Origin of the sequence: Alteripontixanthobacter maritimus (assembly GCF_003340475.1) — a bacterium.
In the GTDB taxonomy this organism is placed as follows: Bacteria; Pseudomonadota; Alphaproteobacteria; order Sphingomonadales; family Sphingomonadaceae; genus Alteripontixanthobacter; species Alteripontixanthobacter maritimus.
Genome location: NZ_QBKA01000002.1, coordinates 1,078,618 through 1,093,593, shown reverse-complemented (window position 1 = coordinate 1,093,593; position 14,976 = coordinate 1,078,618). Strand labels below are relative to the sequence as shown.

Here is a 14,976-nt window from a genome sequence, read left to right as displayed (position 1 = left end):
AGTAGCGTGAGCGGCCTGTCAAAAGCGTTTACGGCTCGCCGGCTGGGACGGACGGCTTGTATGATGGTTGGCGCGGCGCTGCTGGGCGCTTGTCAGATCATTCCCGACACATCGCGCCCCGGCACGTCTTACGAACCGCCGCGCACTCCGCCGCCGGTCGCGGTTCCCGTGCCCGCCCCGCCTGTCTCCAACCTGCCGCAGGACGCCGAACAACGCCACCGGATCGCGTTGCTCGTGCCAACTACCGGGCGCAACGCCAGCGTCGGCCTGTCGATCGCCAATGCCGCTACTATGGCGCTGCTCGACACCAATGCCGCCAATTTGCGCATCACGACATATGATACCGCCACCGGTGCCAGCAGCGCAGCGGCACGCGCCATGGCCGATGGGAATGCGCTGGTTCTCGGCCCGCTGATGCCGGAGAATGTGGCGCCGGTGCTGGCTCAGGCAAAACCGGCAGGCGTTACGGTGCTCGCATTCTCAAACGATGGCAGCGTCGCGCGGCCTGATGTGTTCATGCTGGGACAGGCTCCCGAACAATCGATCGCCCGGACGGTGGCCTATGCACGGGAGCGTGGTTCGCAGCGGTTTGCCGCAATCCTGCCCGAGGGTGGCTATGGCGACCGCGCCGAAGCTGCGCTTTCGGCAGCGTTGCTGGAAACCGGCGCGACCTTTGTACGGACAGAACGTTACGCACGTTCCAACACCTCCATCATGGGCGCTGCCACCCGGTTGAACGCACGCGGCGGGTTCGACACCGTGCTGCTGGCGGACAACGCGTCGCTCGCCAAGCAGGCAGCCGACATCCTGCGTCCGCGCGGTACCGGCACGATCAAGGTAATCGGCACCGAATTGTGGAGCGGAGTCAGTTCGGTCACCCGCACGCCTTCGCTGCGCGGTGCGTGGTTTTCCGCAATATCGGATAGCCGCTTTAAACGGTTTTCCGACAGTTTCGAAGAACGCTTCGGCGAACGCCCCTATCGTGTCTCAACGCTCGGCTATGACGCGGTGCTTCTGACGCTGCGAGTAGCGCAGGACTGGCGCGTGGGGGAACCTTTCCCAATCGGCCAACTGTATGATCGCGGCGGTTTCCTCGGCCTCGACGGTGTGTTCCGTTTCGACAGGGATGGTATGGTGGACCGCGCCATGGAAGTGCGCGAGATCCGGGGCGGCAGCGTGGTGGAAATCGACCCCGCCCCGACGGTCTTCCGCGATGCCGTCCCCGCGAATTAGGTTTCATCAGGACAGAAATCGCTGCGATCGACGATAATTCGTGCGCGCGGCTTGTCGCTGCGCAAGACAGCAGCCTATAGCCTGCGCCATGGCCGACGATCTGTTTGCAGATACACCCGCCTCTAGCGGCGATTACGACGCATCCTCGATCGAGGTGCTGGAAGGGCTTGAGCCCGTTCGCAAGCGGCCCGGCATGTATATCGGCGGCACCGACGACCGCGCGCTGCACCATCTTGCCGCAGAAGTGCTCGACAACGCCATGGACGAGGCTGTGGCCGGCCATGCGACCCGCATCGAAATGCACCTGATGGAAGGCAACCGGCTCTCGGTTGCGGATAACGGACGCGGTATTCCGGTTGCGGAACATCCCAAATTTCCCGGCAAGTCGACGCTCGAGGTGATCCTCGGCACGCTGCATTCCGGCGGGAAGTTCTCTGGCAAGGCCTACGCCACTAGTGGCGGCCTCCACGGTGTGGGGGTCAGTGTGGTCAATGCGCTTTCTTCGGACACCCGCGTGGAAGTGGCACGCGACCGCCAGCTTTATGCGCAGGAGTTTTCCAGGGGCATCACCAGCGGCGCATTGCAGGAATTAGGCCCGACCCCGAACCGGCGCGGCACCACCGTGATCTTTACGCCGGATACGGAAATTTTCGGCAAACGCATGTTCAGCCCCAAACGCCTGTTCAAGCTCGCGCGCAGCAAGGCGTATCTATTTGCGGGTGTTGAAATCCGCTGGAAGCTGGACGAGGCGCTGGTCACGGATGACGTACCGGCCGAGGCGGTTTTCAAGTTTCCCGGCGGCTTGGCGGACCATCTGGCAGAGCAACTGGAAGGGCGCGAATGCGTCACTGCGGTTCCGTTCTCCGGCAACCAGAATTTTCCCGGCGGCGATGATGGAACAGGTCAGGGCCGCGTGGAATGGGCAATTGCATGGCCGCTCTATTCCGAAGGCTCCACCAGCTGGTATTGCAACACCGTCCCCACTCCCGATGGCGGCACCCACGAACAGGGCGCGCGGGCGGCTTTGACCAAGGCGCTGCGCGGGTTCGGCGATATGGTGGGACAGAAAAAGTCGAAGGACCTGACTGCGGACGACGTGATGAACGGGGCGGAAGTTATGCTGTCCGTCTTTGTGCGCGAACCGCAATTCCAGTCGCAGACGAAGGACCGGCTAACTTCTCCCGAAGCGTCACGCCTGGTCGAAAACGCGATGCGCGATCATTTCGACCACTTCCTTGCCGACAATATGGAGCGCGGCAAGGCGCTGCTCGGCCAGGTCATGGAGCGGATGGACGAACGCCTGCGACGGAAGCAGGAACGCGAGATCAAGCGCAAAAGCGCCACCAATGCCAAAAAGCTACGCTTGCCGGGGAAACTGACCGACTGTTCCGGCGAAGGCGAAGGCGAGACCGAACTCTTCATCGTGGAAGGCGACAGCGCCGGGGGCAGCGCCAAACAGGCGCGCAACCGCAAGACCCAAGCGATCCTGCCCATCCGCGGCAAAATCCTGAATGTCGCCAGCGCCACGCGGGAGAAGATCGGCGCGAACTCCGAAATTGCCGACCTGTCGCTGGCGATGGGTTGCGGCACGCGCAAGGATTGCGATCCTGAAAATCTGCGTTACGACCGCATTATCATCATGACCGATGCTGACGTGGACGGCGCCCATATCGCCACGCTGCTGATGACGTTTTTCTTCCAGGAAATGGCCGAAGTGGTCCGGGGCGGATACCTCTATCTGGCGCAGCCGCCGCTTTACCGCCTGACCGCCGGCAAGGAAAACCGCTACGCGCGCGACGACGCGCATCGCGCCGAACTGGAAGCGACGGTATTCAAGGGCAAGAACGTGGAAGTCGGCCGGTTCAAGGGTTTGGGCGAAATGAACCCGGCGCAATTGCGCGAAACGACGATGAGCCCCGAGACGCGCAGCCTGATCCGCATTACCCTGCCGCCCGAATTCGAACAGCGCGCGGCAGTAAAGGAACTGGTCGATCAGCTAATGGGCCGCAACCCCGAACACCGGTTCAACTTCATCCAGAACAACGCCGGCGACATGGACCGCGACCTGATCGACGCGTGATTGGTCAGTCGGCCACGTCCGTGTGAATATGCAGCTCCCCCTCAAGGGTGCGGTGGACTGGACATTTGTCGGCGATTTCTATCAGTTTTGCACGTTCTTCTGCAGACAAATCCCCGTGCAGCTCGATCCGGCGGTCGAGTGACTGGATCCTTGCGCCGTCCTCGCAATGGTCGCAATCTGTGCCGTGGTCGCGGTCATGGGTGATGTGAATCGTCGTCCCTTCGAACGCCATTCCCTTCCTGTCGGCATACATCTTGATCGTCATGGCGGTGCACGTGCCGAGCGCGGCGTTGAGCAGATCGTAAGGGGTCGGTGCCGTGTCGTCGCCGCCATAGGAAGCAGGCTCGTCGGCTACGAAGCGGTGGGATTCGGTGTGAACTTCGGTGCCGAATTTTCCATTGCCAGTACGCACGATCACCCCGTTCTCCGGCATTTCCAGTTCGTCGCGAAGCGGCAGATACCGGCTGGCCCAGCTGGCGACCATGTCAGCCGCGAATGCCGCGTCTTCCTTATTGAGCAGCAAGTGATCTGCGCCCGCCATGCTAACAAAACTTTTGGGATGGAATGCCGCGTCGAAAATCTGGCCAGCATGTTCGATACCCACAATCTGGTCGGTGGGCGAATGCAGCACCAGCATGGGCAGGCGCATGGCTGCCACCCGCTCCAGAAGGTCGGTCTGCATGGTATTTGCGATGAACTCCGACGATAGATCGAACTTGCGTCCGCCAATAGTTACCGCGCCGCTTCCGGATGCTTCGATCGCTTTAAGGTCGCCCTCGATATTCTCGAGCACGTGTGGCACATCCGAAGGCGCGCCGATTGTGGCGACTGCGGCCACACCGCCCATCTGTTCGGCCGCGGCCAGAACCGCCGCCCCGCCCAGACTATGTCCAACCAGCAGGATACCGTCTCCGAAACGCCCGGCCAGGAACCGCCCCGCCGCCACCAGATCGGATACGTCGGTAGCAAACCCCGCCCGCCCGAACTCGCCTTCGCTTCCGCCGAGGCCCGTGAAGTCGAAGCGCAGACTGGCTATGCCGCGCGCCGCCAGTGCACGCGTAATCGCCACGGCCGCGCGGCTTTTCTGCGTGCAGGTGAAACAATGTGCAAACAGGGCGGCACCGCGCACCAGACCGGTTGGCAGTTCGAGCGAACCGGATAGCTCGTGCCCAAGCGTAGTTTTGATCCTGATGGATTCGGTGGGCATAAAATTCTCCGCAGAAAGCTGTGGGCGTTTCATGTGACCGACATCCGATCAGCGCCGCTAATTAAAACGTCGCCGCAACCTTGTAAGAATTGCCGCGCACCGTCTACCATCGACAAGCGTGCGCCAAAAGTTCGCCCCCATCGCGGTCGCTTGGTCAAAAGTGCAGGCCTGACCTGTCGGATTCAATTCTGCTAACACGCATGCAACAGGGAGTTTTGCTTATGATCAAATTGATTGCCGCACTGGCGCTTACCGCAGCTTCTACCGCTTTTGCGCCCACCGTATGGGCACAGGACAATGCTGCGCCGACCGATGCACAGATCGCCGAAACAAACCTGCAACAACGTGCCGAAGATGTGGTCGCGTTTTTCAAAGGCGCTGCCGAGGCGGAGGATTTGTTCAGTCCGGCATTCCTCGCCAGCGTGCCCCCAGCGACGCTGGCAACCGTAAATGCGCAAATGACCGCACGGTTCGGGGCGGTAGTCGGCGTCGACTCGGTCGAAGTCACAGGACCGGGTTCCGCGAAGCTGACGTTGCAATTTGAAAACGCTCTGGTGGCTGGCCCTATGCGAATAACGGCCGATACGCCGCCCCTGATCGACGGTTTATTGCTTAACGAGGTCACACCGCTGGACGTCGACAAAGGCTCGCTGGAAGAAGACTTCAAAGCGCTGCCTGGCCGTGTGGGCGTGTTCTTCGCACCGCTGGCGGATGACGCAACGCCGACCTTCGCGCTCGACGCAGCGGGGCAATATGCGATCGGATCGGCTTTCAAACTGTATGTGTTGTCCGCGCTGGCGCAGGCTGTCGATGCTGGCGAGCATTCATGGGATGAAGTGGTCGCTCTCGAAACCCGTTCCTTGCCAAGCGGTTCGCTGCATACCTGGCCGAAAGGCGCACCAGTCACCGTCCACACTCTAGCGACGCTGATGATTTCCGTCAGCGACAACACCGCCACCGACCAGCTTATCGCACTGCTTGGCCGGGATCGTATCGAGATGGAACTGCGCAACAGCGGTCATGCGATGCCGTCGCGCACCCTGCCGTTCCTGACAACGCTTGAGCTGTTTGCATTGAAGGGCGATCCCGGTCTACGCCAGCGCTATATCAGCGGCGACGAGGCAACCCGGCGCGTCATTCTGGCCGAGATGGGCGAACGGTTTGGCGGCGATCCCGCAAGGATCACGGTACCGACCTTCACCACCCCAACCGCGATCGATACTGCCGAATGGTTCGCCAGCGGCGAAGATCTGCGCCGGCTGTTGCAGCGGATCGTCGATCTGGAAGATGGCACTGCGCGCGACATACTCGCCGTGAACCCGTCACTTTCTGGTGCGGCAGCCGACAAATGGAAATATATCGGGTTCAAAGGCGGCTCTGAACCCGGTGTGCTCAATCTGACCTGGCTGCTGCAGGACGAAGCCGGGGCCTGGCACATGGCTGCCATAAACTGGAACGACCCTGCCAAACCCGTCGATGCCCGGCAGATGGAAATGCTGGCCAATCGGCTGTTGTCGCTACCCCATCCTTAATCCGCACTTGCCCCTGCCCCCCTCTGCTGTTTAACGCGGTGCGCAAAGCAAGTTGCATAGGAAAACCGATGAGTCAGCATTTCGAGGGTACCAAAGACTACATCGCGACAGACGATTTGAAAGTGGCCGTAGACGCGGCGGTCACGTTGCGCCGCCCGCTGTTGGTCAAGGGTGAACCGGGCACCGGCAAAACAGTGCTGGCGCATGAAGTGGCCAAGGCCATGGGCGCCCCACTGATCGAATGGAATATCAAATCCACCACCAAGGCGCAGCAGGGCCTGTATGAATATGATGCGGTTGCGCGCCTTCGTGACGGTCAGCTTGGTGAGGAGCGGGTTCACGACATCCGCAACTACATCAAGAAAGGCAAGCTTTGGGAAGCCTTCACAGCGCCTGAACTGCCGGTGCTGCTGATCGACGAGATCGACAAGGCTGACATCGAATTTCCTAACGATCTGTTGCAGGAACTCGACCGGATGAGCTTCGACGTTTACGAAACGCAGGAGCGGGTCGAGGCCAAGGAACGCCCGATCGTTGTCATTACCTCGAACAATGAGAAGGAACTGCCGGACGCGTTTCTGCGCCGCTGTTTCTTCCACTATATCAAGTTTCCCGACCGCGACACGATGCAGTCAATTATCGACGTGCATTACCCCGGCATCCAGGAACGGCTGGTGAAGAAGGCGATGGATATCTTCTACGAACTGCGTGAAGTGCCTGGACTGAAGAAGAAGCCCAGTACCAGCGAATTGCTCGACTGGCTGAAGCTGCTCTTGAACGAGGATATGCCGCTGGAAACGCTGCAGGACAGCAATCCCAACAATGCCATTCCGCCGCTGCACGGCGCGCTACTGAAGAACGAACAGGACGTGATGCTGTTCGAGCGTCTGGCGTTCATGTCGCGGCGTCAGACGTAAGCGCAACCGATGTTCTTCGACTTCACCGACGAATTGCGCGCTGCCGGGATCGGGGCAAGCTTCAAGGAGCATCTGACGCTGCTCGAGGCGCTCGATCGGGATGTGATCGAGCAGACGCCCGAAGCGTTCTATTACCTCGCCCGCGCAACCTTCGTGAAGGACGAAGGCATGCTCGACCGGTTCGACCAAGTGTTCAACAAGGTATTCAAGGGCCTGTTGTCCGATTACGGGCAGAACCCTGTCGATATTCCGGAAGACTGGCTGAAGGCAGTCGCCGAGAAATTCCTGTCCGAGGAAGAAATGGCCAAGATCGAAAGCCTGGGCGATTGGGACGAGATCATGGACACGCTTAAGAAGCGGCTGGAGGAACAGGAAAAACGCCACGAAGGCGGCAACAAATGGATTGGCACGGGCGGCACATCACCCTTCGGCCATTCCGGCTACAACCCGGAAGGCGTGCGCATCGGCGGCGAAAGCAAGCATAAGCGCGCCGTGAAGGTCTGGGAAAAGCGAGAGTTCAGGAACCTCGACAACACCAAGGAGCTGGGCACTCGCAACATCAAGATGGCGCTGCGCCGCTTGCGCCGTTTCGCGCGTGAAGGGGCTCAGGACCAGCTGGATATCGACGCGACGATCGAAGGCACGGCCAAACAGGGCTGGCTCGATATCCATATGCGCGCCGAACGCCGCAATGCGGTAAAACTACTGCTGTTCCTTGACATTGGCGGATCGATGGATCCGTTCGTCAAGATGATGGAAGAACTATTCAGCGCCGCAACCAGTGAATTTAAGAACATGGAATTCTTCTACTTCCACAACTGCCTGTATGAAGGCGTGTGGAAGGACAATAAACGCCGCTGGGCCGATCGCACCAAGACGTGGGATATTCTCCACAAATACGGCCATGACTATAAGGTAATATTCGTGGGCGACGCCGCAATGAGCCCGTACGAAATCACCCATCCTGGCGGCAGTGTGGAACATATGAACGAAGAAGCGGGCGCGGTGTGGCTGCAACGTGTGGCCAACACCTACCCGGCCACCGTCTGGCTCAACCCGGTACCCGAAAAGCAATGGGGTTATTCCCAAAGCACCAAGATGATCCAGCAACTGCTGAACGATCGCATGTACTCGCTGACGCTGGATGGGCTGGACGATGCGATGCGGGAGTTGAGCCGGAAGGTGGGCTGACGGTCGGACGTTGATGACAGGAGCCCGTCGACATAGCCGGTTCCATGCTATTCGCCTGGCACTTGAGGCGCGCGTTCCGCGTTCCGGTTGGCGCAAGGGTGTATACGAATTTCTGCTGTTCGGCTTCAAGCAGGCGTGGGCTTGTCTGTTCGGTGGTCTTCTGCTTGCCCTGCTGCTTGCCACCCATCTGTTCTATCCAGATGACGCGGCGCTGCACCGATATGACTTTCTCACGCTCGCCGCGATTGCGATCCAGGTAACGCTCGTGTTGTTCCGGCTGGAAACCGTGCGCGAAGCAGCGGTGATACTGGTGTTCCATGTGGTCGGAACGGTGATGGAACTGTTCAAGACCGCTGTTGGATCGTGGACCTATCCTGAAGAAAGCCTGCTTCATATTGGAGCGGTGCCGCTATTCTCGGGTTTCATGTACGCGGCTGTCGGCAGTTACATTGCACGTATCTGGCGAATTTTCGAATTTCGGTTTTCCGCCTACCCGCCATTATGGGCAACCTGGCTGTTGGCCGTCGCGATATATGTAAACTTTTTCGCGCATCATTATGTTGCCGATATGCGGTGGGTGCTGTTCGTGCTGACTGCGTTGGTATGGTGGCAGTGCCGGGTGCACTTCAAACCCTGGCAAACCTATCGCGCAATGCCGATGCTTGTGGGCTTCGGGCTGGTAGCATTGTTTATCTGGTTCGCCGAAAACATCGCGACGTTTGCCAATGCGTGGCGCTATCCGGATCAGGAACGGGACTGGCAGCTTGTCGGCCTCGCCAAACTGGGAAGCTGGTATTTACTGATGTTGATCTCGTTCGTACTCGTCGCCTCGATCCAGAAGCCGAAAGCTTTTGTTGCCAAACTCAATAGAGAAGGTGCGGCCTAACCTTTTCAGCCCAGTCCGCCTCGTCCGGTAAGGCCAGCCTATCCAGATCGGCCGGGGCACTTTCCGGGTTATCGACCCACTCGCGCAGAGCCGGTCCACCGTTGATTACGTCGATCGCCAGCACATCGTCAGTATATTCATAGTTGAAGTCCTTACCACGCCACGAATCGTAGTTAGGATAAAGGCTGCGGATTGCCTTGAATGCGAGCGCCTGCAAGCGCCATGGGCGGAACGCGAAATGGTCGTAGAACGGCCCTTCGGCATGCACCATAAGGCTGTTGCACAATGCCCCTGCGTGCTTGTGGAACGTCGGTTCAAAATGGCATACGCGCAGCGCGCAGCCGGTCGTCCATTCTGGCGCAATCCGGTGCATTTCCGCAAGGACAGCCGAGGCGTCCAGGTCTGGCGCTCCGAACAGCACTTCCAGAGGACGCGTAGTGCCTCGTCCTTCGCTCAGTGTCGCGCCTTCCAGCATTACCGTTCCGGCATAGGCGCGCGCCATGTTCACGCTCGCCGCATTAGGGCTGGGATTGATCCACACCCGGTCCTGCGGCCAGCCATATCCCCCAAACCCGTTACCACCGGCGGCCGGTTGCCAGCCCTCCATCGCGATCACGCGGTAATCCACATCGAGGCCGAAATGGTCGATGAACCAATGACCCATTTCGCCCATGGTCAACCCGTGGCGCATCGGCATGGCTGCAGCGCCAACGAAGCTTTCATAACCCGGCACCAGCAGCGTACCTTCTACAGGGCGGCCCGCCGGGTTCGGGCGGTCCAGCACCCACACTGTCTTGCCCTGCTTCGCGCCTTCCTCAAGCAGATACAACAAAGTGGTGACAAATGTGTAGATACGGCAACCGAGGTCTTGCAGGTCGAACAGGAATACATCGGCGCTGGACATCATCTGTTCGGTGGGACGCCGTACTTCGCCATACAGGCTGTACACCGGAATGCCGTATTGCGGATCGATCTCGTCCGCCGTTTCGACCATGTTGTCCTGCTTGTCGCCTTTCAGCCCATGCTGCGGACCGAAGGCTGCGGTCACGTTGACGCCGGCCGCGATAAGCGCATCGAGCGAGTGGGTGAGATCGGCAGTTACCGACGCAGGATGCGCGACGAGCGCTACGCGTCTACCGTCCAGCGGAGCGCTCAGGGTCTGGTCGGAAAGCAGGCGGTCGATGCCGAACGGGACGGAAGTTTTCATGATGCGCCGGTTGCCGCAAGCCGCGCGGCGAGGCAAGACGGATCATGAAAGTCGGGTCGCTTACCGCTATCCGCCGCTCCATGGTCCATCGCCCAAAAGCTCTTGTTGCCGCCGGTTTCCTCCAGCACAGCCGTCAAACCCAAGGCGGCCGGGATTGCCGGCAGAGCTGATGCAGGAACAGCCACATCGAACAGCGCGAACGTGCGACCTGGACGCATCGTGCAGACCGGTGGGCGTGAAAGGGCCCGTGGCCTCATCCTCTGTCGCCGAGCGGTAAAGTCGTAAGCGGCCCAGGCGTCCGATGGACTGAAATTGAACTCGGTGTAAGTTTCCTCACCCTCAGTCCGAAGGAACAGTTCGAAACAGGTGGTCGACCACAATTCGTCGCGGCGCGTCTTTCCGGCAAATGGTGGCAGCATCAAATTGCCGCTGCCATCGACGCGCCATCGCAACGTCAGCCAGTCTTGGTCAAAGGACACGACCGACGCACGAACGCCGGTTATGGATTGCGGCGGGCACGCCGGATGCGCCTGCAACCGATAAGTTTCCACGCGCCTTCCCCCCAAGTTCCGCAAATGCTACCCGCGCCGCGCGTTACGAAAGCAAAACCGATGAGCCAATACAATTCCGATCTGCTGCGCCTGCTGGACGAGCGCGGCTACATCCATCAGGCTACCGACGCAGCGGCACTCGATGCGCTTGCGGCAAAGCAAGTTGTGCCCGGCTATATTGGCTTCGACGCAACCGCGCCATCGCTGCATATTGGCAGCCTGGTGCAGATCATGCTGCTGCGCCGGATGCAACAGACCGGTCACAAGCCGGTCGTGCTGATGGGCGGCGGCACCACGCGCATCGGCGATCCGTCCGGGCGGGATGAAAGCCGCAAGATGCTGACGGACGAGGCGATCGACGAGAACATCGCATCCATCCGCACGATTTTCGAACAGATCCTTACCTTCGGTGACGGACCGACCGACGCGGTCATGGTCAACAATCAGGATTGGCTCGGCGATCTGGGCTACATCGAGATGCTGCAGAAGGTCGGCACGCATTTCACCGTAAACCGGATGCTGACCTTCGATTCGGTGAAGCTCAGGCTGGAGCGCGAACAGCCCCTCACTTTCCTCGAATTCAACTACATGATCCTGCAGGGTTACGATTACCGGCATCTTGCGAAGGAGCAGGGTGTGCGCCTGCAAATGGGGGGCAGCGACCAGTGGGGCAATATCGTGAACGGCGTGGAGCTGGGACGCCGTATGGATGGTGCAGAGCTATTCGGGCTGACTACGCCGCTGCTGACGACGGCGGATGGCGCAAAGATGGGCAAGACTGCCGCCGGCGCGGTGTGGCTTAACGAGGCAGGTCTGCCAGCTTACGATTTCTGGCAATACTGGCGCAATGTCGATGACCGTGACGTGGGCCGGTTCCTGCGGCTGTTCACCGATCTGCCATTGGAGGAAATTGGGCGGCTCGAATCCTTGGAAGGCAGCGAGATCAACGCCGCCAAGACAGTTCTTGCCGACGAAGTCACGGCACTGGTGCGGGGGAACGACGCGGCCAAAGCGGCGGCGGCAACTGCGACCGAGACGTTTGCCGGCGACGGGATCGGGGCGGACCTGCCGACGCTTTCCGTCGATGGCGAAGGCATTCGCATCGGTGCCGCACTGGTGGCATTAGGATTTGCGGGTTCGGGCAAGGAAGCGAAGCGCAAAGTTGCAGAAGGTGCAGTCCGTCTCGACGATCGCGCGGTATCCGACCCTGGACTGATTGTGGTACCGGCCGCGGGTGAGCAATTGCGGTTGAGCCTGGGTAAAAAGAAACACGGATTGCTCGTCGCGAAATAGGCCCGGCCTGCCTTCGACATTAGTGCCGAAACCCGCAGCAAAGCGCCGTTTTGTGCCATAATAGGACAATCCTCCTTAACCGTATGTCAGCCATTTCCGATCACTAAGGTCCCTCAATTAATTTAGGGAGGGTGGTGGTCCGATCATGGCTGGAGCACAACTGACAGTAACGGATTTACGGCGTGCCACGCGGCATCCTGTGGATCATCCGGTTATCGCGGAACATCGCGACCGGGGCGATGTGAAGCTGCACATTTGCAATGTTTCGGCCAATGGATTCATGGTCGACGATGCCAACTCGCTCGAGCGTGGCGAACGGGCAATCATCCGCATGCCCGTCATCGGACGGATCGAAGCCTATGTCATCTGGACCCGCGACGAGCGTGCCGGTTTTCAGTTCGAGCGGATCATCCGCCTCGATGACTTCCTTGCCATGATCGAGGAACTAAAACCCAACTCACGAACCAATCGCGCACGCTGATACACGTTTCTTAATTCGCAGACGCGGTTGGCAGGGCCGGGTCCCAATGCCATGGCGGCGCGGTGACCGATACCGCATCAGAGACTGACGCCGCCATACCGCCCGCTGGCACATCACCGTTCCGGATAGCCAACTTCCGCGCCTATTGGGCGGCGCGGTTAGCCATGACGCTGGCGCAGTATGCCATGCTGCTGATCATCGGATGGCAGACTTACAATATCGCGCGCGATGGCGGGATGAGCGTGGGCGAGGCCTCGGGTCAGCTGGCATTGATCGGCCTGTTGCAGTTCGTGCCGTTATTCCTGCTGACGCCGTTTACCGGACTGGCCGCGGACCGTTTCGACCGCAGGAACGTGGCACGCATCACCGTGGCCATGCAGCTCCTTTGCGCTGCAATCCTGGCATTGCTGACCCATACCGACGCTATCACCATCCCGGCGCTTTTCGCTATCGCCGTCTTTCTCGGCATTGCGCGCGCTTTTGCGGGCCCTGCACTGAGCGCGCTTGCACCGAATCTGGTGCCCAAGGCGATTTTGCCCAATGCGATCGCGCTTTCGTCCATCGCTTGGCAGGTTGGCATGATCGTCGGCCCGGCTATCGGCGGATATCTCTATATAATTGCGCCCGCCCTTCCCTATGCAGTGGCGGCGCTGCTGTTCCTTGTCTGCCTCGTTGCGCTCAGCATGATCGGCAAGGTGCCGGGGCCGAACCGTGTGGGATCGCAGCGCCCGGTTGCCCAGATCGTCGACGGGTTACGCTATGTCGTACACAACAAGATGGTGCTGGGGGCCATTACGCTTGACCTGTTTGCGGTGTTCCTCGCCGGTGCGACCGCACTGTTCCCTGTCTATGCGCGGGACATCCTGCAGGTTGGTTCGACCGGGTTGAGCCAGCTTGCCGCAGCTCCGGCTGTCGGGGCTGCGCTGACGGCATTGTTCTTCTCCTTCCGCCCGCTGAAGACCGGTGTCGGCCCGAAAATGCTGTGGGCGGTCGCGATTTTCGGGTTCGCAACCATCGGCTTCGGGCTGTCGAAATCCATGCCGCTATCGCTGGCGCTGCTGTTCGTGGTGGGAGCCGCCGACATGTTCAGCGTCTACATCCGGCAGTCGTTGATCCAGATGCACACGCCCGATGAAAAGCGCGGGCGGGTGTCGTCCGTCTCCATGCTGACGATCTCGGCAAGCAACGAATTCGGCGATTTTTTTTCAGGCAGTCTCGCGTTCCTGTTCGGCCCGGTTATCGCTGTTGTCAGCGGCGGCATCGGGGCGGTGGTGACGGTTGCCTTGTGGAGCCGTGTCTTCCCGGTTTTGCGCACCACCCGGACCTTTGACCCGCCTGATGAATTGATAGATGAACCGGACAATCCGGAACGCGACCGAAACCCGGACAATCAGATTACGCAGGAGCAGACCCCATGAAGGCCGACACCATCCTCGCCACGATCGGCAATACGCCGCATATCCGCCTCGCCAGGATATTCCCCGATCACGAGGTCTGGGTGAAAAGCGAGCGCGCCAATCCCGGTGGCAGCATCAAGGACCGGATCGCGCTCGCCATGGTCGAGGATGCCGAGGCCAGCGGCGCGCTGAAACCGGGTGGCACGATTATCGAACCGACCAGCGGCAACACCGGGATCGGGCTTGCTATGGTTGCTGCTGTCAAAGGCTACAAGCTGGTGCTTGTGATGCCGGAATCCATGTCGCTCGAACGTCGGCGGCTCATGCTGGCCTACGGCGCGACATTCGATCTCACCCCGAAGGAAGGCGGCATGAAGGCTGCAATTGCGCGCGCTGGTGAATTGGTCGAGCAAACGGATGGCGCATGGATGCCCTCACAGTTCGACAATGAGGCGAATTACAAGGTTCATGTCCGCACGACCTCTCAGGAAATCCTCAAAGACTTCGCCGACGCTCCTATCGATGCGATGATAACCGGTGTCGGTACGGGCGGTCATCTGACCGGTTGCGCAGAAGAACTGAAGCGAACATGGCCGGATATGAAAGCCTATGCCGTCGAGCCGGAAGCTTCGCCGGTAATCTCCGGCGGACAGCCCGGCCCACACCCTATTCAAGGCATTGGTGCTGGCTTCATTCCCGGTAATTTGCACACACAGGCGATCGATGGTGCAATTCAGGTCGATGCGGAAGACGCGCGGGAAATGGCACGGCGGGCTGCGCGGGAAGAGGGTATGCTGGTGGGTATCTCCAGCGGCGCGACACTTGCGGCGATTGCGAAGAAGCTGCCTGACCTGGCGCCCGGCGCGCGCGTGATGGGTTTCAACTACGATACCGGCGAGCGATATCTGTCGGTCCCGGACTTCTTGCCCGAAGCATGAATATATAATCGCTCAGCCGCATCCTGCAGGCTGAGCACCCGAACGAAAAAGGCGGCGCGATCA

Annotated in this window: 13 protein-coding genes; 10 read left to right on the top strand and 3 right to left on the bottom strand. The window is 60.1% G+C overall.

All coding sequences use genetic code 11. The features are described from left to right. Window positions 1-60 precede the first annotated feature (60 nt). Both HME9302_RS05510 and parE read left to right on the top strand, forming a co-directional pair. Window positions 61-1,233: a penicillin-binding protein activator gene (locus HME9302_RS05510; protein WP_115366186.1), complete on the top strand. Its 1,173-nt coding sequence runs from the start codon at window positions 61-63 to the stop codon at window positions 1,231-1,233. An 88-nt stretch (window positions 1,234-1,321) separates the two neighbouring features. Next, complete coding sequence (parE, locus tag HME9302_RS05505; RefSeq protein ID WP_115366185.1) at window positions 1,322-3,313, top strand: DNA topoisomerase IV subunit B; 1,992 nt, start codon at window positions 1,322-1,324, stop codon at window positions 3,311-3,313. Between the two features lie 4 nt (window positions 3,314-3,317). Here the strand turns inward: parE and HME9302_RS05500 are convergent, their stop codons facing one another. Next, window positions 3,318-4,520 (bottom strand): bifunctional alpha/beta hydrolase/OsmC family protein, encoded by a 1,203-nt coding sequence (locus HME9302_RS05500; RefSeq protein WP_115367502.1) that lies wholly within the window; start codon window positions 4,518-4,520, stop codon window positions 3,318-3,320. A 221-nt stretch (window positions 4,521-4,741) separates the two neighbouring features. On the opposite strand from HME9302_RS05500, the gene HME9302_RS05495 reads away from it, so the two are divergent. The 4 genes from HME9302_RS05495 (at window position 4,742) to HME9302_RS05480 (ending at window position 9,046) form a co-directional block, all read left to right on the top strand. After that, complete coding sequence (locus HME9302_RS05495; RefSeq protein ID WP_181815695.1) at window positions 4,742-6,052, top strand: serine hydrolase; 1,311 nt, start codon at window positions 4,742-4,744, stop codon at window positions 6,050-6,052. A gap of 68 nt (window positions 6,053-6,120) precedes the next feature. Continuing rightward, window positions 6,121-6,969, top strand: coding sequence for an AAA family ATPase (locus HME9302_RS05490; protein ID WP_115366183.1), 849 nt, complete (start codon window positions 6,121-6,123; stop codon window positions 6,967-6,969). A gap of 9 nt (window positions 6,970-6,978) precedes the next feature. Then, entirely contained in the window at window positions 6,979-8,160 is a 1,182-nt protein-coding gene (locus HME9302_RS05485) for a vWA domain-containing protein (protein ID WP_115366182.1), read from the top strand. 13 nt (window positions 8,161-8,173) lie between these two features. Further along, window positions 8,174-9,046: a DUF817 domain-containing protein gene (locus HME9302_RS05480; RefSeq protein ID WP_115366181.1), complete on the top strand. Its 873-nt coding sequence runs from the start codon at window positions 8,174-8,176 to the stop codon at window positions 9,044-9,046. Here the strand turns inward: HME9302_RS05480 and HME9302_RS05475 are convergent. Both HME9302_RS05475 and HME9302_RS05470 read right to left on the bottom strand, forming a co-directional pair. Beyond that, window positions 9,024-10,253, bottom strand: a complete 1,230-nt coding sequence (locus HME9302_RS05475) for an exo-beta-N-acetylmuramidase NamZ family protein (RefSeq protein ID WP_115366180.1) — start codon at window positions 10,251-10,253, stop codon at window positions 9,024-9,026. The genes HME9302_RS05480 and HME9302_RS05475 overlap by 23 nt on opposite strands. Continuing rightward, entirely contained in the window at window positions 10,250-10,732 is a 483-nt protein-coding gene (locus HME9302_RS05470) for a DOMON-like domain-containing protein (protein WP_230079881.1), read from the bottom strand. Before HME9302_RS05470 ends, HME9302_RS05475 begins: the two co-directional genes overlap by 4 nt. A gap of 132 nt (window positions 10,733-10,864) precedes the next feature. Between HME9302_RS05470 and tyrS the strand changes: the two genes are divergently transcribed. From tyrS to cysK, 4 genes are all read left to right on the top strand, one after another. Then, entirely contained in the window at window positions 10,865-12,097 is a 1,233-nt protein-coding gene (tyrS, locus tag HME9302_RS05465; protein WP_115367501.1) for a tyrosine--tRNA ligase, read from the top strand. Between the two features lie 142 nt (window positions 12,098-12,239). Then, entirely contained in the window at window positions 12,240-12,578 is a 339-nt protein-coding gene (locus HME9302_RS05460) for a PilZ domain-containing protein (protein ID WP_181815800.1), read from the top strand. A 62-nt stretch (window positions 12,579-12,640) separates the two neighbouring features. Continuing rightward, entirely contained in the window at window positions 12,641-13,996 is a 1,356-nt protein-coding gene (locus HME9302_RS05455; RefSeq protein ID WP_268243474.1) for an MFS transporter, read from the top strand. Beyond that, window positions 13,993-14,913, top strand: a complete 921-nt coding sequence (gene cysK, locus HME9302_RS05450) for a cysteine synthase A (RefSeq protein WP_115366177.1) — start codon at window positions 13,993-13,995, stop codon at window positions 14,911-14,913. Before HME9302_RS05455 ends, cysK begins: the two co-directional genes overlap by 4 nt. Window positions 14,914-14,976 lie beyond the last annotated feature (63 nt).

Bases quoted from the DNA above. Each gene is read 5' to 3' on its own strand.
- HME9302_RS05510 (WP_115366186.1), top strand. From the start codon at position 61: ATGATGGTTGGCGCGGCGCTGCTGGGCGCTTGTCAGATCATTCCCGAC.
- parE (WP_115366185.1), top strand. From the start codon at position 1,322: ATGGCCGACGATCTGTTTGCAGATACACCCGCCTCTAGCGGCGATTAC.
- HME9302_RS05500 (WP_115367502.1), bottom strand. From the start codon at position 4,520: ATGCCCACCGAATCCATCAGGATCAAAACTACGCTTGGGCACGAGCTA.
- HME9302_RS05495 (WP_181815695.1), top strand. From the start codon at position 4,742: ATGATCAAATTGATTGCCGCACTGGCGCTTACCGCAGCTTCTACCGCT.
- HME9302_RS05490 (WP_115366183.1), top strand. From the start codon at position 6,121: ATGAGTCAGCATTTCGAGGGTACCAAAGACTACATCGCGACAGACGAT.
- HME9302_RS05485 (WP_115366182.1), top strand. From the start codon at position 6,979: ATGTTCTTCGACTTCACCGACGAATTGCGCGCTGCCGGGATCGGGGCA.
- HME9302_RS05480 (WP_115366181.1), top strand. From the start codon at position 8,174: ATGACAGGAGCCCGTCGACATAGCCGGTTCCATGCTATTCGCCTGGCA.
- HME9302_RS05475 (WP_115366180.1), bottom strand. From the start codon at position 10,253: ATGAAAACTTCCGTCCCGTTCGGCATCGACCGCCTGCTTTCCGACCAG.
- tyrS (WP_115367501.1), top strand. From the start codon at position 10,865: ATGAGCCAATACAATTCCGATCTGCTGCGCCTGCTGGACGAGCGCGGC.
- cysK (WP_115366177.1), top strand. From the start codon at position 13,993: ATGAAGGCCGACACCATCCTCGCCACGATCGGCAATACGCCGCATATC.